At 69.8% G+C, this 21,100-nt stretch carries 24 protein-coding genes and 1 pseudogene; 4 read left to right on the top strand and 21 right to left on the bottom strand.

From position 1 onward, the window contains the following. Positions 1–32 precede the first annotated feature (32 nt). The 11 genes from QLQ12_RS35555 to QLQ12_RS35505 form a co-directional block, all read right to left on the bottom strand. A complete protein-coding gene (locus tag QLQ12_RS35555; protein ID WP_282765189.1) occupies positions 33–452 on the bottom strand; it encodes a flagellar hook assembly protein FlgD in 420 nt (139 codons plus the stop codon). Between the two features lie 156 nt (positions 453–608). Continuing rightward, positions 609–1,097: a hypothetical protein gene (locus QLQ12_RS35550; protein WP_282765188.1), complete on the bottom strand. Its 489-nt coding sequence runs from the start codon at positions 1,095–1,097 to the stop codon at positions 609–611. Between the two features lie 7 nt (positions 1,098–1,104). Then, positions 1,105–1,467, bottom strand: a complete 363-nt coding sequence (locus QLQ12_RS35545; protein WP_282765187.1) for a response regulator — start codon at positions 1,465–1,467, stop codon at positions 1,105–1,107. After that, positions 1,464–1,949, bottom strand: coding sequence for a chemotaxis protein CheX (locus QLQ12_RS35540; protein ID WP_282765186.1), 486 nt, complete (start codon positions 1,947–1,949; stop codon positions 1,464–1,466). Before QLQ12_RS35540 ends, QLQ12_RS35545 begins: the two co-directional genes overlap by 4 nt. Then, positions 1,946–2,332 carry a response regulator gene (locus QLQ12_RS35535; RefSeq protein WP_173476755.1) on the bottom strand — a complete coding sequence of 129 codons (387 nt, stop codon included), beginning with the start codon at positions 2,330–2,332 and terminating at the stop codon, positions 1,946–1,948. Before QLQ12_RS35535 ends, QLQ12_RS35540 begins: the two co-directional genes overlap by 4 nt. Before the next feature lie 5 nt (positions 2,333–2,337). After that, positions 2,338–3,183: a CheR family methyltransferase gene (locus QLQ12_RS35530; RefSeq protein ID WP_282765185.1), complete on the bottom strand. Its 846-nt coding sequence runs from the start codon at positions 3,181–3,183 to the stop codon at positions 2,338–2,340. Then, on the bottom strand, positions 3,180–4,346 hold the full coding sequence (locus QLQ12_RS35525) for a protein-glutamate methylesterase/protein-glutamine glutaminase (protein ID WP_282765184.1): 1,167 nt from the start codon (positions 4,344–4,346) through the stop codon (positions 3,180–3,182). The genes QLQ12_RS35530 and QLQ12_RS35525 overlap by 4 nt, the downstream gene beginning before the upstream one ends. Before the next feature lie 13 nt (positions 4,347–4,359). Next, positions 4,360–5,232, bottom strand: coding sequence for a hypothetical protein (locus tag QLQ12_RS35520; RefSeq protein WP_282765183.1), 873 nt, complete (start codon positions 5,230–5,232; stop codon positions 4,360–4,362). After that, the gene (locus tag QLQ12_RS35515) at positions 5,232–5,669 is read right to left on the bottom strand and encodes a chemotaxis protein CheW (RefSeq protein ID WP_282765182.1); all 438 of its coding nucleotides are present in this window, start codon (positions 5,667–5,669) and stop codon (positions 5,232–5,234) included. The genes QLQ12_RS35520 and QLQ12_RS35515 overlap by 1 nt, the downstream gene beginning before the upstream one ends. A 1-nt stretch (position 5,670) precedes the next feature. Further along, positions 5,671–8,034, bottom strand: a complete 2,364-nt coding sequence (locus tag QLQ12_RS35510) for a chemotaxis protein CheA (RefSeq protein WP_282765181.1) — start codon at positions 8,032–8,034, stop codon at positions 5,671–5,673. A gap of 87 nt (positions 8,035–8,121) precedes the next feature. Next, positions 8,122–8,820 (bottom strand): response regulator transcription factor, encoded by a 699-nt coding sequence (locus QLQ12_RS35505; RefSeq protein WP_282765180.1) that lies wholly within the window; start codon positions 8,818–8,820, stop codon positions 8,122–8,124. Between the two features lie 406 nt (positions 8,821–9,226). On the opposite strand from QLQ12_RS35505, the gene QLQ12_RS35500 reads away from it, so the two are divergent. After that, positions 9,227–9,889: a CAP domain-containing protein gene (locus tag QLQ12_RS35500; RefSeq protein WP_282765179.1), complete on the top strand. Its 663-nt coding sequence runs from the start codon at positions 9,227–9,229 to the stop codon at positions 9,887–9,889. 4 nt (positions 9,890–9,893) lie between these two features. Here QLQ12_RS35500 and QLQ12_RS35495 read toward each other — a convergent pair whose 3' ends face one another. Further along, positions 9,894–10,943 carry a UDP-N-acetylmuramate dehydrogenase gene (locus QLQ12_RS35495; protein ID WP_407651666.1) on the bottom strand — a complete coding sequence of 350 codons (1,050 nt, stop codon included), beginning with the start codon at positions 10,941–10,943 and terminating at the stop codon, positions 9,894–9,896. 59 nt (positions 10,944–11,002) lie between these two features. On the opposite strand from QLQ12_RS35495, the gene QLQ12_RS35490 reads away from it, so the two are divergent. The 3 genes from QLQ12_RS35490 to QLQ12_RS35480 all read left to right on the top strand — a co-directional run bounded on the left by QLQ12_RS35490 (position 11,003) and on the right by QLQ12_RS35480 (position 14,262). Further along, positions 11,003–11,764: a maleylpyruvate isomerase family mycothiol-dependent enzyme gene (locus QLQ12_RS35490; RefSeq protein WP_282765177.1), complete on the top strand. Its 762-nt coding sequence runs from the start codon at positions 11,003–11,005 to the stop codon at positions 11,762–11,764. 88 nt (positions 11,765–11,852) lie between these two features. Continuing rightward, positions 11,853–13,238, top strand: coding sequence for a GH1 family beta-glucosidase (locus QLQ12_RS35485; protein ID WP_282765176.1), 1,386 nt, complete (start codon positions 11,853–11,855; stop codon positions 13,236–13,238). Positions 13,239–13,248: 10 nt separating this feature from the next. Continuing rightward, positions 13,249–14,262 carry a LacI family DNA-binding transcriptional regulator gene (locus QLQ12_RS35480; protein WP_282765175.1) on the top strand — a complete coding sequence of 338 codons (1,014 nt, stop codon included), beginning with the start codon at positions 13,249–13,251 and terminating at the stop codon, positions 14,260–14,262. A 595-nt stretch (positions 14,263–14,857) separates the two neighbouring features. Here the strand turns inward: QLQ12_RS35480 and QLQ12_RS35475 are convergent. The 9 genes and pseudogenes from QLQ12_RS35475 to QLQ12_RS35435 form a co-directional block, all read right to left on the bottom strand. Then, complete coding sequence (locus QLQ12_RS35475; protein ID WP_282765174.1) at positions 14,858–15,370, bottom strand: O-acetyl-ADP-ribose deacetylase; 513 nt, start codon at positions 15,368–15,370, stop codon at positions 14,858–14,860. A 158-nt stretch (positions 15,371–15,528) separates the two neighbouring features. Beyond that, positions 15,529–16,347: an EI24 domain-containing protein gene (locus QLQ12_RS35470; RefSeq protein ID WP_407651665.1), complete on the bottom strand. Its 819-nt coding sequence runs from the start codon at positions 16,345–16,347 to the stop codon at positions 15,529–15,531. A 151-nt stretch (positions 16,348–16,498) separates the two neighbouring features. Then, positions 16,499–16,954, bottom strand: coding sequence for a hypothetical protein (locus tag QLQ12_RS35465; RefSeq protein WP_282765173.1), 456 nt, complete (start codon positions 16,952–16,954; stop codon positions 16,499–16,501). A gap of 107 nt (positions 16,955–17,061) precedes the next feature. Next, positions 17,062–17,949 (bottom strand): alpha/beta fold hydrolase, encoded by an 888-nt coding sequence (locus tag QLQ12_RS35460; protein WP_282765172.1) that lies wholly within the window; start codon positions 17,947–17,949, stop codon positions 17,062–17,064. 28 nt (positions 17,950–17,977) lie between these two features. Further along, on the bottom strand, positions 17,978–18,295 hold the full coding sequence (locus tag QLQ12_RS35455) for a DUF2516 family protein (RefSeq protein WP_282765171.1): 318 nt from the start codon (positions 18,293–18,295) through the stop codon (positions 17,978–17,980). Positions 18,296–18,363: 68 nt separating this feature from the next. After that, a complete protein-coding gene (locus QLQ12_RS35450; protein WP_282765170.1) occupies positions 18,364–18,846 on the bottom strand; it encodes a hypothetical protein in 483 nt (160 codons plus the stop codon). 68 nt (positions 18,847–18,914) lie between these two features. After that, positions 18,915–19,259: pseudogene (locus tag QLQ12_RS35445) on the bottom strand (helix-turn-helix domain-containing protein); the annotation flags it as partial. A 68-nt stretch (positions 19,260–19,327) separates the two neighbouring features. After that, on the bottom strand, positions 19,328–20,248 hold the full coding sequence (locus QLQ12_RS35440; RefSeq protein ID WP_282765169.1) for an asparaginase: 921 nt from the start codon (positions 20,246–20,248) through the stop codon (positions 19,328–19,330). Further along, positions 20,245–21,078, bottom strand: a complete 834-nt coding sequence (locus tag QLQ12_RS35435) for a BKACE family enzyme (RefSeq protein ID WP_407651664.1) — start codon at positions 21,076–21,078, stop codon at positions 20,245–20,247. The genes QLQ12_RS35440 and QLQ12_RS35435 overlap by 4 nt, the downstream gene beginning before the upstream one ends. Positions 21,079–21,100 lie beyond the last annotated feature (22 nt).

Below are 21,100 nucleotides of genomic sequence, written 5' to 3'. Positions count from 1 at the left end.
TAGACAATCCTTCGCGTTGAGAGGGAGACGGATCACGCGGTCTTGGAGTCGGTGGTTATCTCCATGACCTTGGACAGCTGCACATCCGTGTTCCCGACCTTGAGCGTCGGTTCGCTGTCTCCATTGAGCTTCGCTGAGGTGATCACGCCGGACTGCGGTGTACCGAGTTCGTCCATGTACGTGACCGTCTTGCCGACCAGCGAGCTGGCACCGATCATCCGCTGCGACTGCAGCATGCCGATCATGTCTTCGAGCTTCTCGACCTGCGTGAACTGGGCGGTCTGCGCCAGGAACGCGGTCGAGTCGGCCGGTTTCGTGGGGTCCTGGTATTTCAACTGCGCGACCAGGAGCTTCATGAACGTGTCCTTGTCGCCGAGCGATTTGCTCTTGGCTTCAGCGGCCTTCGCGGCGGCCACCGATTTGGCGGCGTCAGCGCCGGTCGGTCCGGACATCGGTGAGGTCATCGACTTCTCCTGTCCCGTAGCAGGCTCTAATTAAGCTTCGGCGCGCTTGAGGTTTTGCTTAGGAACAAATTTGCGGGCCCGCCGGATGGCGGGCCCGCAATGTCGGGATCTTCAATGTGGTGCGCCTTGGGTCATCGGGAAGGGTCAGGGTGCGAGCGACAGGCTGAGCTTCCCCTTGCCGTACCGGTTGACCTCGACCGCGAGGTCCAGCCGGCGGCCGAGGGCGAGCAGGACCGCGCGGGCGTCGCCCGGCAGTTCCTGGTTCGGGTAGATCACCTGGTAGAGCTTCACGTGCGGGGCACCCTCCTTGTTGAGGAGACTGGTGAACACGTTGCACAGCTCGAAGACGTTCTCCGCCAGGTTGGGGAAGAGTTGCTTCTCGTCGATGCTGTCCTCGGCCGCGCCGGCCGGCAGCAGGCCGAGCGCGGCCCCCGCGTTGGCCGCGAGGCTGAGGTTCATGCCCATCACCGCGTAGATCTTCTGACCGGAGTCGGTGAAGATCGCGACCGTCGAGAGGGGCACCTCGGGAGCGCCGAGCGGCTCCCCGGGACTGACGGTCACCTCTCGACCGAGAAGGTCCTCGAACAGGTTGCGTACGGCTAGAGAGCCGGGAAGAACCGAGACGTCTGACATGTCTTAATCATCCCAAGATAGGAGCGAAAACCTCATCGAATCGCTCAGCGGTGAAGGGTTTGACGATGAAGAACGCCGCTCCGGCGCCTTCGGCGGCCGACTTCATCTCCGGAGTGCACTCCGAGGTGACGAAGCCGAACTTGACGTTGTTGCCGGCGGCACGGAGATTGCGCAGCACCTCGATGCCGGTCAGGTGCGGCATGTTCCAGTCGGAGATGACCAGATCGGGGTTCTCCGCGACGGCCTTGTCGAGGGCTTCCTGGCCGTCCGCCGCCTCGATCAGGTCGTGGTCTCCGAACCCGGCCTGCCGCAAAGTCCGGACGACGATCTGCCGCATCACCCGGCTGTCATCGGCGATGAGGATCTTCATGCACCCTCCTCCTTGTTGTCGGTGCTGACCTGCCACATCGAAATGGACACCGGTTCCCCTTCCCACATCCCGTACACGCCACTGATGCGCTGGGCATTCGGGTAACGCGCCGAGGACTCCGACGCGAGCACTACCTGCGGGAGCGACAACTGCGCCCCGGGCGGCAACATGGCTTTGACGTTGCCACCGACGATGTTGGCCAATTCTCCGAGCGTGTCGGACATGTCCTCCTCGCTGACCTCCTCGAGCTCCATGGCGAGGAAGGCGGCCGCGGCACGCTTGGCGGCGGCACGGGAGGACGCGTAGACGACGTGCCCGGTCCAGGACCCGGTGATGGAGACCGAGGAGTGCACCTCGGACGGCTGATTCTCGTCGTACGTCGGGATCAGAGGGCTGACGCCCTCGGGATCCAGGTACGACTCCCATACCTGTTCCACCATCTCGGCGAGGTCGCTCTCATCGACCTCGACTTCGACGCTCATGAGTTCGCTCCGGTCGGGACGAGGCCCAGCAGGGCCAGTTTTTCGATCATGGCACCCTCCGTGAAGGGCTTGATCACGTATTCGTGGGCGCCCGCGGCGAGCGCTCGCACGATCTGGCTCTGTTCGCTCTCGGTGGTGACCATGACGAGAGTCATCTCCCGCAGCCGTGGATCGGCCCGGACCTTGGTGACGAACTCGAGCCCGTTCATGTTGGGCATGTTCCAGTCGATGAGGGCCAGTTCCGGCACCTCGGTCATATCAGCCAGAAGGTCCATCGCCTCCTTACCGTCCCCCGCCTCCACCGCCTCGAAGTTGAGCTTGGTGACAATGCGCTTGAGGATCATGCGCATCGCGCGCGAGTCGTCGATCACCATGGCGCGCATCGGCGTCATCCCCTTCTCGCGGCACCGGCGGGCGCCGCAGTACGAGTCCGGTAGGCAGAGGTGCGGCCGGCGGCCACCCGCTCGTAGTTGTCGTCGATCCCGATCGTGGTCTCGGCGGCCCCGAGGAACAGCAGACCGTCCGGGCGCAGGATCTTGGCGGCGTTCTGCAACACCTGACGCTTCGTGGCCACGTCGAAGTAGATGAGAACGTTGCGCAGAAAGATCACGTCGAAGGGCTGCATCGGCGGGAACGGCGCGGTGAGGCTCATGTGCTTGAACGAGACGTTCTTGCGCAGGGCCGGGATGATCCGCCAGTGCGCGCCCGCCCGCTCGAAGTACTGCACGAGCTGGGTGGCCGCCAGACCGCGGTTCACCTCGACCTGGCTGTACTCGGCCTTCTGCGCACGCTCGACCATCGCGGTGGAGATGTCGGTGCCGACGATCTCGAACGACCATCCCGCCGGCAGCGTCTCCTGCAGCGTGATGGCCAGGCTGTAGGCCTCCTGGCCGCTGGAGCTTGCCGCCGACCAGAAGCGCAGCTTGCGTACGCTCGCCCGGGATTTGATCAGCTCGGGCAGCACCACGTCGGTGAGCGCGGCGAACGGCTCGCGGTCCCGGAAGAAGGACGTCTCGTTGGTGGTGAGCGCGTCGATGATCTTTCGCTGATACGCCGGGTTGGGGCGCTTCTGCAGATCGCCGATGAAGTCGTTGACATTGGCCGCGCCGACGGCCCTGGCGACCGGGATGAGCCGGGCCTCGACCAGGTACTCCTTACCGGCCGCGAGCACGATCGACGCCTCGCGGCGCACCAGGTTGGCGACGAAGGTGAACTCCGCTTGCGACAGGGTCATCGGGCCACCGCCGGCGACCGACCCACCCGGACACGGTTGAGCAGGGCTCCCGCGATCCGGTCCAGTGGCAGGACTTCGTCGGCCAGTCCGGCGCCGACCACGGCGCCGGGCATTCCCCAGACCACCGAACTCGCCTCGTCCTGTGCCAGTACCTCGGCGCCCGCGTCTCGCAGCACTTTAGCACCACTCCGTCCGTCTTGTCCCATTCCGGTGAGGATGGCCGCGAAACACGACCCGCCGTACAGAGCCGCCACCGACCGGAACATCACGTCCACGGCCGGGCGGCACGAGTTCTCCTGCGGTGCGCCGCTGAGCTGGGTCACCGTCGCCGTACCCCGGCGCTGGAAGATGAGGTGGCGATCCCCGGGGGCGATGTAGACCGTGCCGGCCGTGAGTTCCATGCCCTCACCGGCCTCCACGACCTTCAGAGACGTGCTCCGGTCCAGCCGCTCGGCGAACATCTTGGTGAAGACCGGTGGCATGTGCTGCGTGATCACGATCGGGACGGGCAGATCGGTCGGCAGCCCGAGAAGCACCTTGGTGAGCGCGTCCGGTCCACCCGTGGAGGAGCCGATCGCCAGAATGTCGATCTTTCCGCCCGGGCCGCGCCGAACGGCGGTCGCGGCGGGCCGGACCGGGGCGGGGCCGGACAGGGGCGGGCGTCCCGGCGCGGCCGGCGGAGCGCCGGGGCGCAGCGGCGCGGCCCCGGGACGCAGCCCGGCCGGCGCCGGCGGGCGGCTGGGCGGTCCGGCCGGCGGGCGGCGGCGTCCACCGAGCGCCTGGATCCTCGGTACGAGCTGCTCGCGCACCGCCGCGATCGACTCCTGCACCGAGCCGACGTTGCTCGGCTTGGTGACGTAGTCGGTGGCGCCGGCGGCGAGCGCCTCCAGCGTCGCGGTGGCGCCCGCGGCCGAGAGCGTGCTGAACATGATCACCGGCGTGCTGTGCCGTTTGCGCAGCTCGCGGACTGCCTCGATACCGTCCATCTGCGGCATCTCGATGTCCATGGTGATCACGTCAGGTTTGAGCTGATCGATCTTCGCCTGTGCGAGCAGGCCGTTCGCGGCGGTGCCGACGACCTGGATGCCCGGCGCCTCGCCGAGAGCATCGACGATCAGCCGACGGACCACCACGGAATCATCGACGACGAGAACCGAGATCATTCGACCACTCCCTTCAACCGAGCCAGGCCGGGCCGAGCGCCGCGACCACCGGTGCGAGCAGGCGGTGGGCCGTGGCCGTGTCCAGCAAGTCGCGCACCACCAGCGCCTGAACGGCGCCGCTGAGCATGTTCCAGACCCCTCCGGCACGGTCTGCCAGCGGAATCCCGGCCGTATCCACCGCCTGCACCAGCAACATCTGTGCGGCGGCCGCGGTACGGACCCGATCCGAGAGGTACGCCGCCCACGACGCCGAATGCACGGCGGGCGACCAGCCGGCGGTGTTCCGCCGAGCATCGTCGGCTGCGGAGGAGACCCGTTGCCGGTCTTCCGGCCGGAGTGTGCGCAGCCGGTCGAGCAGGGTCGACACCGTGTAGTGGTGCGGTCCCAGGTCGATCGGGGCGCCGGCCGGCAGTTTGCGTACCGCCGCCACCCATCCCGCGCCGAGCCGGCGGCGGGTGTCCTCGTCCAGCACCTCACGGAGATAGCTGGCGACCGCGGCGTCACAGAGCAGCGCGGTCGCGGAGGCCGCGTCCTCGCTCTGCCGGGCGTCGCGGCCCTTGCCCTCCCAGGTCCACGACATCACGTCGTAGCGCAGGCAGGTGAGCAGCGCGTCGACCGACCCGATCGGCGCGCGTTCGACCAGAGCGAGGTTTCCGGCGGGATCGTCCTTGGACATCCCCTTGAGGGTGGGCATCCGCCGGGCGGCGCTCTCCACCTCCACCCACAGCGGCCCCCGGACGTTCTCGTCGGGCAGCCGCTCGGCGAGGACCGGCAGGTCCCCGCTCTGCAGACGCAGCGCACGCAGCAACACCTCGGCTGCGGCCGGCCCGCCCTCCAGGCGGGTCAGGTCGAAGCCCAGCACGGGGGCGCTGACCAGGCTGTACATCAGTTGGTGGCGCGGTATGTGTCGACGGCCTGGTTGACGTCGAGAGCCAGCATCAGCCGCCCGTCCAGCTTGAACGTGCCCACCACCAGCTCCCGGGTGGGCCCGCTCAGCGTGTCCGGTGGCGGCTCGAACGTCTCGTCGTCGAGATCGACCACCTCGCCGATCTTGTCCACCAGGAGGGACACCGGCTCCCCGTCACCCCGAAGGATGACGTTCATGACCGGGCCGGTGAGCGCCTGCCGTGCCAGCCCGAGCTGTACCCGGAGATCCACCGCGGCGATCACCTGACCACGCAGGTTGAAGAGGCCGCCAACCGCGGGCGGCGCCAGCGGCACCGGGGTGTACTCGTTGTACGAGAGCACCTCCTGCACCGTATCCACCTCCACCCCGAAGAGCTGGCCGGCCACCTCGAAGGTGGCGAACTGACGACTCGCCATGTCAGGCCTCCACCAACATGTCGTCCATCGCATCGCTGTAGAAGTTCGGGTCCGCGGCGAGGATCGCCCGGCGCACGTCGAGCAGCTCGGTCACCCGCTGCTGGATCACGGCGGTGCCGACCAGGCCGTCCTCCTCCGCGTCGCGGCGTGCGGTGGTCGAGTTCTCGGCGATGTCCACGATCCGGTCCACCACCAGTGCCACGCTCTTTCCGCCCTCGCTGTAGACGACTACCGAAACGGTGTCGCCCTCGGGTTCCTCGCCGTACGCCCCGAGCAGGTGGGACAGGCGCACCAGCGGCAGGATCTGGCCCCGGTACTGGACGACCTCCCGCGAACCGGCGTGTTCGATCCGGTCCTTGGGGAACTCCTCGAGCCGGGTGACCGTGTCCAGCGGGATCGCCACTCGGCGTTCCCCGACCGCGGTGACCAGCAGACGCTGCATCTTGCCCTCGCCGGAGGCCTTCGAGTTGGAGACGACGTTCTCGCGCTCCGAGTCGACGGCCAGGTGCGAGCGACGGGCCAGGGACGACACGTCCAGGATCAGACCGACTTTGCCATCGCCGAGGATCGTCGCCCCGGCGTACAGGCCGATGTCCTTGAACCGGGTGTTCAGGGCCTTGACCACGACTTCCTCGGTATTCAGCACCCGGTCCACGACCATCCCGAACCGGCGCCCGTCGGCCTGCAACACCATGATGTAGACGCCCTGGTCGCCACCGACGTCCAGGCCGAGCGCGCGGTCCAGCCGGATCAGCGGCAGCAGCTTGCCACGCAGGCGATAGACCGGCGCACCCGAGGCGTACTCGATCTTGGTGGACTGACCGTCGATGAAGACCAGCTCCAGCACCGCGACCTGGGGCACGACATAGCGATGCTCACCGCAGTCGACGGTGAGCGCCTGGATGATGGCGAGGGTCAGCGGGATGGTGAGCCGCCAGACCGTGCCTTCGCCGGGCGTGGAGTCGACGCTGACCGCACCACCGATGTTCTCGATGTTGGTCTTCACCACGTCCATGCCGACGCCTCGACCGGAGACGTTGGTGACCTTCGCGGCGGTGGAGAAGCCGGGCTGGAAGACCATCGCCATGATGTCTCGCCGGTCCATGTTCGCAACCTGATCCGGGCGGAGCAGCCCCTTCTCCACGGCCTTCGCCGCGATCCGGTCGACGTCCAGGCCGGCGCCGTCGTCCGCGACCTCGACCGCAACGTGGCCACCCTCGTGGTACGCGCGGAGCGTCAGGGTGCCCTCGGCCCCTTTGCCCGCGGCGGTCCGGCGGTCCGGGTCCTCGATGCCGTGGTCGACCGCGTTGCGCACGAGGTGGGTCAGCGGGTCCTTGACCGCCTCCAGCAGGCTCCGGTCGAGTTCGGTGTCCTTGCCCTGCATCACCAGCTGGACCTGTTTGCCGAGCGAGTTGCTCAGGTCCCGGACGACTCGGGGCAGCTTCGACCAGATGTGCTCGATGGGCTGCATCCGGGTCTTCATGATGCCCGCCTGCAGCTCACTGGTGATCATGCCGAGCCGCTGGGCGCTGCGGACCAGGGTGGTGTCGCCGATCTCCATGACTCCGCGGACCAGCTGGTTACGGGCCAGCACCAGCTCGCCCACCATGTTGAGCAGGGTGTCGAGCAGGTCGACGTCCACCCGGATCGCGCTGTCCGCGATGCTCCGCTTCGGGGCGGCCTGGGACTGCAGCGCCTCGTTGACCGCGGCCGGCTGCGTCTTGCCCTCCTCCAGCAGGATCGTGCCGAGCTTGCGTTCGTCGCCCTCGATCTGCTGCTGGAGCGCGGAGGAGACGTCGGAGGGCTGGGCCGCCCCGGCGTCGACCAGGATCTGCCCGAGCGGCTGGCGCTGGTCGGCGACCGGATCCGGCGCCGGGCGCGCCGGAGTCTCCTCCAGCGGAACCGGAGCCTCCGTCTCGGCGGCCGGGGCGGCTTCGGCAGCCGGGGCCGTCTCGGCGGCCGGCGCTCCGGCCGCGGCCGGGGCGTTCATCTGCGCGTTGACCTTGACGATGATGCTGTCGATGTCGACCTCGGCCTCGGACCCGTTCTCCTCGATGGAGGCGAGGATGGACCGGACGCCGTCGATGGTCACGAGCAGCACCGTGATGGTTTCGGGTGTGACCGGCTGTACGCCGTCCCGCAGGCGGGACAGCAGCGACTCGCCGGCGTGCGCCAGCTTCTCCAACCGCGAGAATGCGAGGAACCCGCTGGTGCCCTTGATGGTGTGGATCGCCCGGAAGATGCGGGAGATCAGGTCACGCGAGTCCGGTTCCTGCTCGAGGCTGACGAGATCCCGGTCGATCTGGTCCAGGTTCTCATGGCTCTCCATGAGGAATTCGCCGACGATCTCGCCAAGGTCTTCCACGTCTTGCTACCTCCTGCTCGGCTTCACTGCCCTCATCGGCCCCGCGGGACGCCAACTGAGAAGACTCGCCCGGTACGACGGTTTGTTCTAGGACTCTCCGCCCGGGCGGCGGTAGCGATAGCCGAAGCCGCGAACCGACTCGATGGGCGATTCATCCGGATCGGACCATCCGAGCTTGCGCCGCAACCGCAGCACCGCGAACTTGACCCGCTCCTGGCCGATACCGGTCGGGTCATCCCACGCCTGGGTCAGCAGCTGGTTCGGGCTGAGCACCGCGCCGGCATGCCGGACCAGGGCGTTGAGCAGGCGGAACTCGGTCGGGGTGAGACGCTTCTCGTCACCCTTGACGTAGACCCGGCGCTTGGTCGGATCAAGGTGCACCAACCCGTCGTCATAGACCTGACTGGCCCAGTTGTTCTGTCCCGCAGACGATCGCCGCAACAGCGCCTCCACCCGGGCCAGCAGTTCGTTGTTGGCGAACGGCTTGGTCAGGTAGTCGTCGGCGCCACCGCGCAGTCCGCGCACCTTCTCCGCCTCCTGGCCATGGGCGGTGAGGACCAGCACCGGCACGTCCGAGACGTCCCGCAGCCGTTCCAGCACCTGCCAGCCGTCCATCTCCGGCAGACCGACGTCCAGCACCACCAGATCGGGATGCTCGGCGTAGGCCTCCTTCAAGCCGGACCGGCCGTCCGCGGCATGCGCCACCTCATACCCTGCCCGGCTGAACAGCAGCCGGAGAGCGAGTGCGATGTCCGGGTCGTCCTCAACCACGAGAAGGCGACTCATCGTTTGCTCACCCTGCCCTTAACCCGCGCTCGCGCCCGCTCGGGCACGGCCGTTCTCCTCCGCACGCGGGCGCACACAGGGAATCGGCTTCTTGCTGGCACCGCTCGCGCGACCGCGAACGGGAGATAGTCCTTCGACGCGAAACCACCAAATAGCGTGATGTCACCGTCTATTTACGGACAGTGACAGTCTAGCGCCGGGTGCCGGAGTCGGAGCCCGTCCGCGAGGATCCGCCTGACCGGCCCTGCCGCGGCGCCCGGTCGGGTAGCCCGGGCAATCCCTACAGCCTGACATTTCTCGTACGGCTTATCGCCCGTTCCGCGAAAGATGTGACACGCCGCGTACAACGGGGTGCGATAGCCGAGACGGGCGATCCGCGCCCGTTTCTGCGATCCGGGAGGCACCCGTGTTCGACCTGGTGGTAAGACGTGTCGCCGCGCTCGCGGCGGCGCCTGCGCTGTTCGTCCTCTCCGCCCCGGCGATGGCCACCGGGCCGATCGTCCCCGCGCGCCCGCAGGTCTCACCACCGCCGATCGCCACTCACGCACCGACCGCCTCGAGGCCGGCCACCCCGGCCCCCACCGCACCGGCGCCCGCGCCCGTCACGTCGGCACCGCGACCGCCGGCGCCCGCGGCGAGCGCCCCGCCCGCACCCCGCACCACGGCCGACCCGGCGGAGGTCCGGGCCCGCAGCGCGATGGTCCAGGTGCTCCGGCTGACCAACACGGAACGCCGCACCGCCGGCTGCCCGGACCTGACGGTCGACGGCCAGTTGGTCACCGCCTCCCTGCGGCAGAGCAACTACATGGCCCGGACCAGGCTGTTCAGTCACGTGTGGCGGGACGGGTCGACGTTCATCGACCGCAGTGAGGCCGCCGGTTACGAGCAGCCCGCGGGAGAGAACATCGCCTGGGGCTACCGCAGCGCGCCCGAGGCGATGAACGCGTGGATGGCCAGCCCGGGACACCGGAAGAACATCCTCAACTGCAAGGCCCGGTCGATGGGCGCGGGCGTGGCCTACGCCGCCGACGGCACTCCGTATTACACCCAGGTCTTCGGCTGGAAGTAACCGCTCAGATCGCGCAATCGATCAGAACCGGTTCGGGGTGCAGTTCGACCCCGAACCGCGCATGAACCCCGTCACGGATGGTGCGGGCCAGGTCCAGCAGCGCGGACGTGGTGCCCGCGCCACGGTTGGTCAGCGCCAGCGTGTGCTTACCGGAGATGGCGACCCCGTCTCCGGCGAAGCCCTTCGGGAAGCCGGCGTGCTCGATCAGCCAGGCCGCCGGGATCTTCACCGAGCCGTCGGCGCCCGGCCAGTGCGGCATCTCGCCGAGGGTGGCGAAGAACGCGGCCGGGACGACCGGGTTGGTGAAGAACGAGCCGACCGACCAGGTGTCCCGGTCCTCCGGATCGAGCACCATGCCCTTGCCCGCGCGCAGCTTCAGGACAGTGTCCCGGGCGTGTCCCAGCGGCACCCGGTCGCCGGCCGAGCCGCCCAGTTCACGAGCCAGTTCGGCGTACCGGATGGGTGCCGACTCGTGCGCGCGGGCCAGCCGGAAGTCGACCGCGGTGACCAGATAGCGATCGTCGTGCTTGAAGACGCTGGTGCGGTACCCGAACCGGCACTCGGCGGGAGTCATCACCCGGATCTCGTCGGCCCGCCGGTCGTAGGCGTGCACCGCCTCGATGGTGTGCGCGACCTCCTGGCCGTACGCCCCGACGTTCTGGATCGGGGTGGAACCGGCCGCGCCGGGGATGCCGGACAGGCACTCCACCCCGGAGAGGCCGTTCGTCACCGCGTAGGAGACGAAATCGTCCCAGGGTTCGCCGGCCGCGACCCGGACCAGGACGCCGGAGTCGTCCTCACCGGCCACCTCGATCCCCCGGGTGCGCAGCAGCAGCACCTCACCGTCGAAGCCGTCGTCACCGATCACCACGTTGCTGCCCCCGGCCAGCACCAGCAACCGGCGCCCCGCCGCGGTGGCCGCCCGCACCGCCGCGACCGCCTCGTCCGTATGCACCGCCGTGGTCAGTGTGCCGGCGGGCCCACCAAGGCGTAGCGTCGTGTACGCCGCCAGTGATATCTCCGGAGCCGGTGGGGTATGAGTCACGTCGCTCACCCTAAGCTCACCATGCGGAGGGTTTCACCGGCGGTCCAGCCGAGCGGGAGACGACTGCGATGAACAGGTTGCACGCGACGAAGGATTTCTGGCTTGCGGCGTTACGTGCCGACGGGCCGGCACTGCGCGACGCCGTCGCCGAGAGCGGGCCGGATGCCGCGGTGCCCGCGTGCCCCGGCTGGACGGTCACCGATCTCGCGCATCACGTCACGGGCCTGCTGCACTGGGTCCGGTCCACGGTCGCCCGCGGGATCACCGACCGCCCGGAGGCCGGGGCCGAGCCGGAGCGCAGCGCCGACTGGACCGAGACGCTCGACCATCTGCGCCGTGAGCTGACCGGCACGATCGAGACCCTGGAGGCGCTCGACCCGGACTTCCCGGCATGGAACTGGGCGCCCCAGCCGAAACGGGCGAGCTTCTGGCAGCGGCGGATGGCACACGAGATCTCGATGCGCCGGTGGGACGCCGAGTCGGCCGCCGGGCGGGCCACCCCGATCGAGACGAAACTCGCCACCGACGGGGTCAGCGAGATCCTCGACACCTGGCTGCCGGCCGGCCGGCGGAGCGGCCCGACGGACCTGCACGGAGTGGTCCACCTGGTCGGCACGGACGCCGGGCAGGAGTGGTTCGTCCGGTTGCGCGGCACCGGGATCGCGCTGCTCGACACCGGCACGATCCTGGACAGCGACGATCACCACGCCCGGGCGAAGGCGATCGGCAGCGTGAGCGACCTGCAACTGGCGCTGACGGGCCGCAAACGGGCCGATCAACTCGCGCTGACAGGCGACCCTCGGCTCGTCCAAGCTCTGCGTACGGGCTGAAGTCCACCCAGAGTGACGTTGTCAGGCAGTCGTCAAGCCGTAAGATGAACCGGTTAAGTTCAGCGGATCATCAGGAAGCGGAGAAGACATGACGGCAACCGTCACGTCCACGTCGGCGCAGCCGGCCCCCGCGGGGATCACCTTCCCCGAGGGCTTCGTCTGGGGTGTGGCCACGGCCTCGTACCAGATCGAGGGCGCCGCGAGGGAGGACGGCCGCGGCCCGTCCATCTGGGACACCTTCAGCCGAACGCCGGGCAAGGTCCACGCCGGGCACACCGGCGACATCGCGTGCGACCACTACCACCGGTACGCCGAGGACGTCGCGCTCATGGCCGACCTCGGTCTGGCGTCGTACCGCTTCTCGATCGCCTGGCCGCGCATCCGCCCGGACGGCACCGGCCCGGTGAACACCCGCGGCCTGGACTTCTACGACCGGCTCACCGACGAACTGCTCGGCAAGGGCATCGACCCGGTGGTCACGCTCTACCACTGGGACCTTCCCCAGACGCTGGAGGACCGGGGCGGCTGGACCGTCCGGGAGACCGCCGAGGCCTTCGCCGAGTACGCCCAGGTCGTCTTCGGCCGCCTCGGTGACCGGGTCGGCACCTGGACCACGCTGAACGAGCCGTGGTGCGCCGCCTACCTCGGGTACGGCAACGGCATCCACGCCCCGGGCCGGCAGGACCCGGCCGGCTCGCTCGCCGCCGTGCACCACCTCAACCTCGCCCACGGCCTGGCCGCCCGGGCACTGCGCTCGGCCGGCGCCCGCAACATCAGCATCACGCTGAACCCGTGCGAGGTCTCCCCGCTCGACCCGCTGAACCCGGCCGACGTCGACGCCGCCCGGGTGATCGACGGCGTCGCCAACCGGATCTTCCTGGACCCACTGCTGCGCGGCGCGTACCCGGCTGACGTGCTGGAGCACATCTCCCGGATCGCCGACCTGTCCTTCATCAAGGACGGCGACGAGGCGATCATCAACGCGCCGATCGACGTGCTGGGCATCAACTTCTACACCCCGTCGTATGTCTCGGCGAAGCCCGGCCACCCCGGCGCCCTGGACTACCCGGGCAGCGACGGCATCGCCTTCCGCAAGCCGGTCGGCCCGGTCACCGACATGGGCTGGCAGATCGAGCCGGCCTCGCTGACCCGTCTGCTCACCCGCATCCACCGGGACTACCCCGGCACCCCGCTGATGATCACCGAGAACGGGGCGGCCTACCCGGAGGGCGTCCACGACCCGCTCCGCATCGAGTACGTCGACGCTCACCTGCGCGCCTGCCACGACGCTCTGGCGGCCGGAGTGGATCTGCGGGGATACTTCGCGTGGTCATTGATGGACAACTTCGAATGGGCCGAGGGGTACGCGAAGCGCTTCGGTATCGTGCACGTCGACTACACCACGCAGCAGCGAGTGCTCAAGGACAGCGCGAAGTGGTACCGCGAGGTGATCCGGCGCAACGGCCTGGACTAGGAGCTTTTTTGTGACGACGCGGGAACGGCCGACGCTGGAAGCGGTTGCCCGGCGGGCCGGAGTCTCCCGCGCCACCGTGTCCCGCGTCGTCAACGGCTCGACCACGGTCGCCGTCACCATCCGTGAGGCCGTCAACCGGGCCGTCGAGGAACTCGGCTATGTGCCGAACCAGGCAGCCCGCAGCCTCGTCACCCGGCAGACCGACTCGATCGCGCTGATCCTGCCGGAAACCGCGAACCGGGTCTTCTCCGACGACCTCTTCTTCCCGGCCATCATCCGCGGCGTGGGCTCCGAACTGGAGGCCGCCGACAAGCAGCTCGTACTGATGATGGCCGGTTCGGCCGCCGGTTACCACCGGGTCGAGCGCTACGCCGTCGCCGGCCACGTCGACGGCGTCATGTTCGCCTCGATCCACGGCGCCGACCCGCTGCCCGGCCTGCTGGCCCGGCGCGGCATCCCGGTCATCTGCAGCGGCCGCCCGATGCTCGCCGAACCGCCGGTCCCCTACGTCGACGTCGACCACGCCGGCGGGGTCGCCGCGGCTCTCCACCACCTGATCACTTCCGGACGACGGCGGATCGCCACCATCACCGGCCCGCAAGACATGGTCGCCGGCCTGGAGCGCCTCACCGGCTACCGCGACACCCTCCGCACCGCCGGCCTGCCCGCGCTGGTGGCCGGCGGAGACTTCACCCGCGACTCCGGCGTCGCCGCGATGCGCGAGCTTCTGGACCGCGACCCCACGCTCGACGCCGTCTTCGCCGCCTCCGACCTGATGGCCCACGGCGCCCTCCAGGCCTTGCGGGACGCGGGACGCCGCGTCCCCGAGGACGTCGCGGTGATCGGCTTCGACGACTTCGACATCAGCCGGTACAGCGATCCGCCGCTCACCACCGTCCGGCAGCCGATCGGCGAGGCCGGGCGGACGATGGCGCGCCAGATGCTCCGGCTCATCGGCGGAGATCCCGACGTCGAGCCCTCGCTCATTCTGCCCACCGAACTGATCGTCCGCTCCTCCGCCTGACCCTCCCAGCACCCGCCCCGCCGTCACCCCTCTCCCGGCCCCGCCGTCACCCCTCTCTCAGGCCCCGCCGTCGCCCTCTCCCCGGCCTGCCCGTCACCGCCCCGGGCAGCGGCGCCGCCTCACTTTCTTTGGCCACGCCGCGCCGCAGCTCACCCCTTCCCGACGCCCGGGCCGTGCCCTCACGAGATCATTTCCGGACGCCACGGTCAGCTTGCTGCAACCGGTCCGCTTCTCCGGACGCATCCAAGACCTTCGTGATACGGCTACCGAAGCACCGTGACAGTCCCAGCGACGTCCGCTTCGATCCCGCTCCCAGCGCCTCTTTCGGGCAGATCCGTGGCCACCCGTCTGGAGTCGGGCGCGCTTCGCGCCCCACTCCACACCACCCGCCGCCCACCACACGCCACCCGCCGCCTGCGCCTCGCCCCGCGACCCGCCCCGCCGGACCCCAGAAGCCCTACGCCGCCCCGGAAACACGCCCGAGCTACGGCTCACCCGCCCAGCCGGAGCTGTGAGCGCCTCGGCAACGGTGTACACGCGACAGCACCGCCCGCCGCCGGGCGCCTTTCGGGTGAGTTACCTCCGCGGCGCGACCTCAGGTGGTGGCTACGGCGCGGGCGATGGCGGCGGTCTCGGCGCCGTAGAGGACCAGAGTCGCTGTCCGGAGGGTGGCCGGGGTGGCCGCGCGGAGCACGGTGAGCGCCTGCCGGACGGCGTCCTCGACCGGCCAGCGGTAGATGCCCGCCGAGATCAGGGGGAACGCGACCGATGCGGCGCCGAGTTCGTCGGCGACTCGCAGCGAGTTGATGTAGCAGGCGCGCAGCAACTCCGACCGGTCCTCGGTGGCGCTGAAGACCGGGCCCACGGTGTGCACCACCCAGTGGGCCGGCAACCGCCCCGCCGTGGTCGCGACGGCTTGGCCGACGGGTAGGCCCCGGCCGTACTTGGCGGCCCGCAGTTTCCGGGTCTCGGCCAGGATGTCCGGACCGCCCTTGCGGTGGATCGCACCGTCCACACCGCCGCCGCCGAGCAGTGACGAGTTGGCCGCGTTGACGATCGCATCGACGCTCTGGGCGGTGATGTCTCCCTCGATAAGCTCAATTTCCACCACACGACCGTAGTCGCGATCCGGCGCTCCGCTCGCCTCGAGGAACCGGGACGAGCCGGCAGGCAGTGAACGGCTCGACCCGACAAGCGAGCCGGACCGTAAGCGGCTCACCGCGAGAAGCGGACCCCGGCTCACCTGTCGTGGGACCGGGGTGTGGGCTACAGGGACGGCGTACTGGTGATGGCGATGGGTTTGCCGAGGGAACGGCGGGCGAGCAGCGTCCCGCCGGCGACGGCGGCGGGCATCATGAAGATCGCGCCGAGCGGGATCAGGAACGTCACGAAGACGGCGGCGCCGAAGCCCAGGGTCAGCGGCTTGTGCTCGGCCAGGATCACCCGGCGGTGGCGTAGCCGCCGGCCGCGCCGCTGGAACGGGACCCCGGTCAGTTCGAGAGCGAGCAGCCAGCCGCCGGCCGCGCCGGCGAGGACCGGGATCACCGTCTGGCCGACGAACGGCAGGAATCCGAGCAGGAACAGCGGGATGCCGACCAGGATGGAGACGCCGACCAGTTTCAGCGAGTCGGTCAGGCTGCGGCGCAGGGCGCGCCAGAAGCCGATGTCCACAGCGTCCGGGACGCCGCCGAAACGGTCCTCCACCAGCTCGGAGATCTTCTCGTAGAACGGATCGCCGATCAGGAGCGTGACCGCGGTGAAGGTGAGGACCGAGAGCAGCAGCCCCACTCCGAGCACGGCTATCCCGCCGAGAACCCGGGTGGTGCCGCGGATCCCGCCGGACCAGTCGTCGGCGAACCAGGTGACCCGCGCGGCGAGGTCGGGCAGGAAGCGGACCAGCAGGACCAGCGCGACGATGTAGACGATGCCGGCGAGCAATGCGGGCACGAGACCGAGCAGCAACAGCCGTGGACTGCGCAGGACCAGGCCGAGTCCGCGACCGAGCAGCCCGGCTCCGGTCGCGAACTCACGGAAGGCCGTCACCGGCCGGCTCTGGTCGCCGCTCTGAATTCGATCACCGCTCACGTTCGGGGAGCTTAGGGCCCGGACGCCGGACCGGATCGCGCGAGGGTCACCGGACGACAACGGATCGCCCCCGAGCGAGGCGCCGAACGGCCCCGATCGCCCAGAAGCGGGCAGAGGGACAGAGCCGGCGTCATCCCCGCGCGGGCCGGGGTCAACCCCAGAGCCAGCGACGGGATTCGCCGACCGGGCCGAAGCCGGGTGGGAACGACGAGGCCGGGCTGCCGGTGGCGCTCGGCGCGGGCGGCGTCTCGGTCGGGCCGGGCGGCTCGGTGACGAAGGTGGGCGTGGGCACCGGGGGCAGCGTGAGCAGTGGCGGGTCGGTGGTTCGGGTGGGTGAGGGGGCCGTCGCGGACGCCACCACCGTCACGGTCGATGTGACCGTGCTGGGCCCGGTGGCGGGGACGGGCTGGGACGAGGCCGGGTCGGCGGTGGCCCGGGGCGGCCGCGCCGTGTAACCCGCGGTGTCCCGGGGCCGAGCGGCTTCCTGTGGGGCCGAGCCGAGGCCGCCGTCGCCGAGGACACCGTCGAGGCTGTCGGTGGCGCCGAGCGTGGCCGGATGTGCGGCTGGAGCGCCCAACGCCCAGCCGGCCACTACCGCGAACGGCAATCCGACAACCACTAGAGCGAAAAAAACGGATTTAGGGGACAAGCGCACGTAGAACTCACCGGTCTGCGGCCGGAAAAGTTACGGCTTTCGGGCATAAGCGCCTGAAGTTACCGGTTCAGGAACTCCGAGATCCGGTCCCGCAGCGCCGCCCGGCTGTTCCAGAGGATGGCCGGGCGGTCGAAGATCTCGAGCTCGGCGCCGGGCAGCAGACCGGCGATCCGCTCCGCCCAGCCCACCGGGTGCACCTCGTCGGAGAGGCAGCCGATCACCAAGGACCGGCCACGGAACTCTTTGAGCAGCCACTCGTCGGCCAGTGCCGGCTCCGGCCACAGCGAATCGACCTCCGGTGCGAGCCCGTCGCGTTGCAGTTGCTCCACCCGCTGCCGCAGGAAACTCCAGCCGGCCGGGGTGTTACGCACCGACGGGGGCATCTCCTGCTCGACCGCGTCAGCGATCATCGCGGCCTCGCCCGACTCGACCGAGGCCAGCAACCGTTGCAGGCGCTGCGCCGAGGCGGCCGCACGGGTGCCGTCGAGGGGCGCGGGAAGGTAGAGGACGACCCGTTCGAACCTGTCCGGAGTGGCGGCGACGAGCCGGCAGAGCGCGGCCGCGCCCATGCTGACGCCCACCGCCCGGGTCGCTCCGGCCAGGTCGGCGACCGCGCGCACCTCGTCGGCCAGGTCGCCGAACGACCAGGGGCCGGGCGGTGCGCCGGACCGGCCGTGTCCGCGGAAGTGGAAGAACACCCGGCGGCCGGCGACGGCGCTGCCGAGCGGGCGGGTGCCGGCGATGTCCCCGGCGAGGCCGTGCGCGAAGACCGTGACCGGGTCACCGACTCCGGAGACGAGTTGCTCCAGGCGTACGCCGGAAGGAAGGGTGACCAGCTCGGTCGCTGGACCCGGCAGCGTGGGGCGGCCCGTGCGCGGCCCTGTCCGGTCGACGCGCTGCAGGCGCGGGCCGCCGTCCGGAGGAGGCGGCCCGAAACGGCCCCTCAACCCCGCACCCGGAGCCGGCGCGCCCGGGTCACCAGAAGCCCTTGCCGTCCGAGAGATCTTTCAGGCCTGGGCGAACGTCGAGCATGTAGATCAGGGCCGCGGCGATACCGATCATGCTGATGATGATGAGGCTGCCCCTGGTGAGCAGGGTGAGTGCCAGGCAGACGCCGATGATGCCGGCCCACGCGCCTTTCGGCAGAGTGCCGATGGCCTGGAACCCGGGGCCGCGCTGGGTCAGGCAGTGGATCAGCGCGACCGCCTGCACCGCCAGAGCGAAGAGCAGGACCGCGAAGTTGAGGTAACTGACGACGAGGTCGAAGAAGATCGGCGCCGCTGCTATTGCCATGAGGGAGAGTCTATGCCGAGGGCCCCAGCAGCGCCGGGGCCCTCGGATCGTGTCGGTTTATCGAGTGGTCACTCGGCCGGCTTGTCGGTGGACGCGGCCGGCTTCACCCGCTTGCGCGGCTTCGGAGCGGCCTCGACGGCCTTGGCCTCCGCGACCGCGGACTCGACGGCCTTCGGCTGCTCGGTGGTCTCGATGTCGGAGTTGACCACGTCGGCGGCCTCGATCACACCGGTGCCGACCACGCGCTCGCCGCGGGCGACCAGCTCGTTGTAGACGGCGAGGGCGCGCTCCTGGGCGACCTGGGCGAAGGTCGAGGCGGCGCTGGTCGCGTTCTCGCGCAGGGCGACGAAGTCCGCTTCCTGCGCCTTGCCGCGCAGCTCGGCGGCCTTGGTGCCGGCCTGCTCGTTGTAAGCCTTCAGCGAGGCGGTGGCGCGGTCGCTCAGCTCGGTCAGCACGGCCGGCAGCTTGCGGAGCTGCTCGTAGGCGATGTCACCAGCGCCTGCGGCGGCGTACAGCGGGGCGGGGATCTTGGTCTTGGTCTGCTCGGTCATGACTTCTCCTCGGCGATCGGGGTGGTCCGGGGCGCGCCGTTCTCGGGGTCGGAAGGCTGCGCGTTGTTGCGCGCGTTCTCGTTGCGGAACGTTTCGTAGATCTGCGACAGGGACTGCTTCTGCGCGATCGTGAGCTCCGGGTCGACCGCGATGGCGGCCAGCACGCCTTGCTGGCCCTCACCATCGAGTAGTCCGGCCCGCAGGTACATCGCGGGGGTCGACACTCGTAGGGCGCTGGCTATCTGCTGCAGCACCTCGGCGCTCGGCTTACGGAGGCCACGCTCGATCTGACTCAGGTAGGGGTTGCTCACCCCCGCCTTGTCGGCGAGTTGCCGGAGCGAGATCTTCGCGGTCTGCCTGAGGTCTCGGATGAAGGTTCCGATGTCCTCGGGCAGATCCTTGGGTGTGGCCATGGCTCAAAGCTAGCCAGGAGTGCTAGCTATTGCAAGCGAAACGCTTGCAATAGCTAGCGTGAACCGAGTCACCCCGCTATCTGGAATACCGCACGAACCTCACCGACCGGGCGGCCGCCACCGAGAACGGGCTCGGGCAGATCGGGAACCTCCAGGCCGAGACCGCGCAAGGCCGCGATGAGCACGGGTACGCGAGCCCGAGCCGAGCCGTCCGATATCTTGAGCGCCACCGCACCGGCCCCGGCCATGGCAGCCGCGGCCACCCCGTCGGCGCCCTTCTTCACGAGCAGGCCCGGCACCGCGTCCATCAACACGGTGTCCTCGGCGCCGGTGCCCGCCACCAGCGCGGGATGCGCCCGCATCGCGTCGGCCACCCGGCGCTCCGGGGTGCCCGGCTCCGCCTCGACCAGTCGCTGGAAGGCCCGCGCCAGGCCGATCGGCGAGATCGCGAAGATCGGCGCGCCGCACCCGTCCACCCCGAGCGCCGCGATCGGCTCACCGGACAGGCGGCTCACCGCATCGGCGAGAGCCTTCTGGAGCGGATGATCGACCGCGAGGTACGAGTCCAGCGGCCAGCCGTTGATCACGCAGGTGGCGAGCATGCCGGCGTGCTTGCCGGAGCAGTTCATCAGGATCGGCTCGGCCTCGCCTCCACCGCGCAGCCAGGCCCGCCGCGGGGTCTCGCCCAGCGGCAGGTCGGCCGGACAGCGCAGAGACTCCGGCCCCAGCCCGGCCGCGACGAGCATGGCCCCGACACGTTCCACGTGGAACGGTTCGCCGTCGTGACTGCCGCTGATCAGGGCGAGGTCGGCCTCCTCCCGTGGGACCAGGCCGGACTCCAGCAGGGCGACGGTCTGCAGTGGCTTGTTGGACGACCGCGGGAAGAACGGGCTCGCGACGTCCCCGAAGCTCTCCCCGCCGACGACGGCGACCACACCGTGGTGGACGCTCTCCACGAAACCCGAACGGACGACTTCAGCGACGATCATCGGGCGGGGATTCCGAGCAGCTCACGGGCTTGCGCCGGAGTCAGCGGCGGGCGCTGGGCGAGCTGGGCGAAACCGACGGCACGGGCTACGAGCTGCATGTTCGACTCGACGGGGCGGCCCTTCGCGTACGTCAGGGTGTCCTCCATGCCGACGCGCAGGTGACCGCCGGCCGCCAGCGACGTCAGCATCACCGGCAGGGCGCCGCGGCCGATGCCGGTCGCCGAGAACGTGGTGCCCGCCGGCAGGTCACGGATCACCCGCTCGCACGCGACCAGTGCGGCCGCCGTCCCGGGCATCCCGCCCGGAACGCCCATCACCAGGTCGAGGTGGACGTGCCCGCCGGCCGGCAGGCCGTGCCGGTCGAGCAGCCGCTGCAGGGTGGTGAGCTGCCCCAGGTCGAAGATCTCGTACTCCGGCACGATCCCGCGCTCCTGCATGCGGGTGTGCAGGCCGACGATGAACTCCCAACGGTTCAGGAACACGTCGTCGCCGAAGTTGACCGTGCCCATCGTGCAGGAGGCCATCTCGGGGGCGGCGTCGAGCACCGCCAGCCGGTCCGCCTCCGGATCGTGCACCGATCCGCCCGACGAGAGCTGCACGATCAGGCCGGTGGCCTCCCGCAGTGCGGCGACGGTGGCCCGCAGGCGGCCCTGGTCCAGGGTCGGGCGGGCGTCATCGTCGCGGATATGGACGTGGATGATCGAGGCGCCGAGCGCCTCACACTCCTTGGCGGTGACGACCAGCTCGTCCAGGGTCACTGGCAGAGCCGGCACGTCCGCCTTGCTGCTCTCCGCGCCGGTCGGGGCGACGGTGATCAAAGTCCCGGTCATGCCGGTCATCCTGCCACGCGCA

Origin of the sequence: Actinoplanes sandaracinus (genome assembly GCF_030009775.1) — a bacterium.
Lineage (GTDB): Bacteria > Actinomycetota > Actinomycetes > Mycobacteriales > Micromonosporaceae > Actinoplanes > Actinoplanes sandaracinus.
This window is presented reverse-complemented; position numbering and strand designations above follow the sequence as displayed.

Coding starts and splice junctions, on each gene's coding strand:
- QLQ12_RS35520 (WP_282765183.1), bottom strand. CDS start 5,232: ATGTACAGCCTGGTCAGCGCCCCCGTGCTGGGCTTCGACCTGACCCGC.
- QLQ12_RS35490 (WP_282765177.1), top strand. CDS start 11,003: ATGAACAGGTTGCACGCGACGAAGGATTTCTGGCTTGCGGCGTTACGT.
- QLQ12_RS35530 (WP_282765185.1), bottom strand. CDS start 3,183: ATGACCCTGTCGCAAGCGGAGTTCACCTTCGTCGCCAACCTGGTGCGC.
- QLQ12_RS35555 (WP_282765189.1), bottom strand. CDS start 452: ATGTCCGGACCGACCGGCGCTGACGCCGCCAAATCGGTGGCCGCCGCG.
- QLQ12_RS35545 (WP_282765187.1), bottom strand. CDS start 1,467: ATGAAGATCCTCATCGCCGATGACAGCCGGGTGATGCGGCAGATCGTC.
- QLQ12_RS35455 (WP_282765171.1), bottom strand. CDS start 18,295: ATGGCAATAGCAGCGGCGCCGATCTTCTTCGACCTCGTCGTCAGTTAC.
- QLQ12_RS35440 (WP_282765169.1), bottom strand. CDS start 20,248: ATGATCGTCGCTGAAGTCGTCCGTTCGGGTTTCGTGGAGAGCGTCCAC.
- QLQ12_RS35450 (WP_282765170.1), bottom strand. CDS start 18,846: ATGACCGAGCAGACCAAGACCAAGATCCCCGCCCCGCTGTACGCCGCC.
- QLQ12_RS35525 (WP_282765184.1), bottom strand. CDS start 4,346: ATGATCTCGGTTCTCGTCGTCGATGATTCCGTGGTGGTCCGTCGGCTG.
- QLQ12_RS35540 (WP_282765186.1), bottom strand. CDS start 1,949: ATGAGCGTCGAAGTCGAGGTCGATGAGAGCGACCTCGCCGAGATGGTG.
- QLQ12_RS35435 (WP_407651664.1), bottom strand. CDS start 21,078: ATGACCGGGACTTTGATCACCGTCGCCCCGACCGGCGCGGAGAGCAGC.
- QLQ12_RS35505 (WP_282765180.1), bottom strand. CDS start 8,820: ATGAGTCGCCTTCTCGTGGTTGAGGACGACCCGGACATCGCACTCGCT.
- QLQ12_RS35535 (WP_173476755.1), bottom strand. CDS start 2,332: ATGCGCGCCATGGTGATCGACGACTCGCGCGCGATGCGCATGATCCTC.
- QLQ12_RS35550 (WP_282765188.1), bottom strand. CDS start 1,097: ATGTCAGACGTCTCGGTTCTTCCCGGCTCTCTAGCCGTACGCAACCTG.
- QLQ12_RS35515 (WP_282765182.1), bottom strand. CDS start 5,669: ATGGCGAGTCGTCAGTTCGCCACCTTCGAGGTGGCCGGCCAGCTCTTC.
- QLQ12_RS35485 (WP_282765176.1), top strand. CDS start 11,853: ATGACGGCAACCGTCACGTCCACGTCGGCGCAGCCGGCCCCCGCGGGG.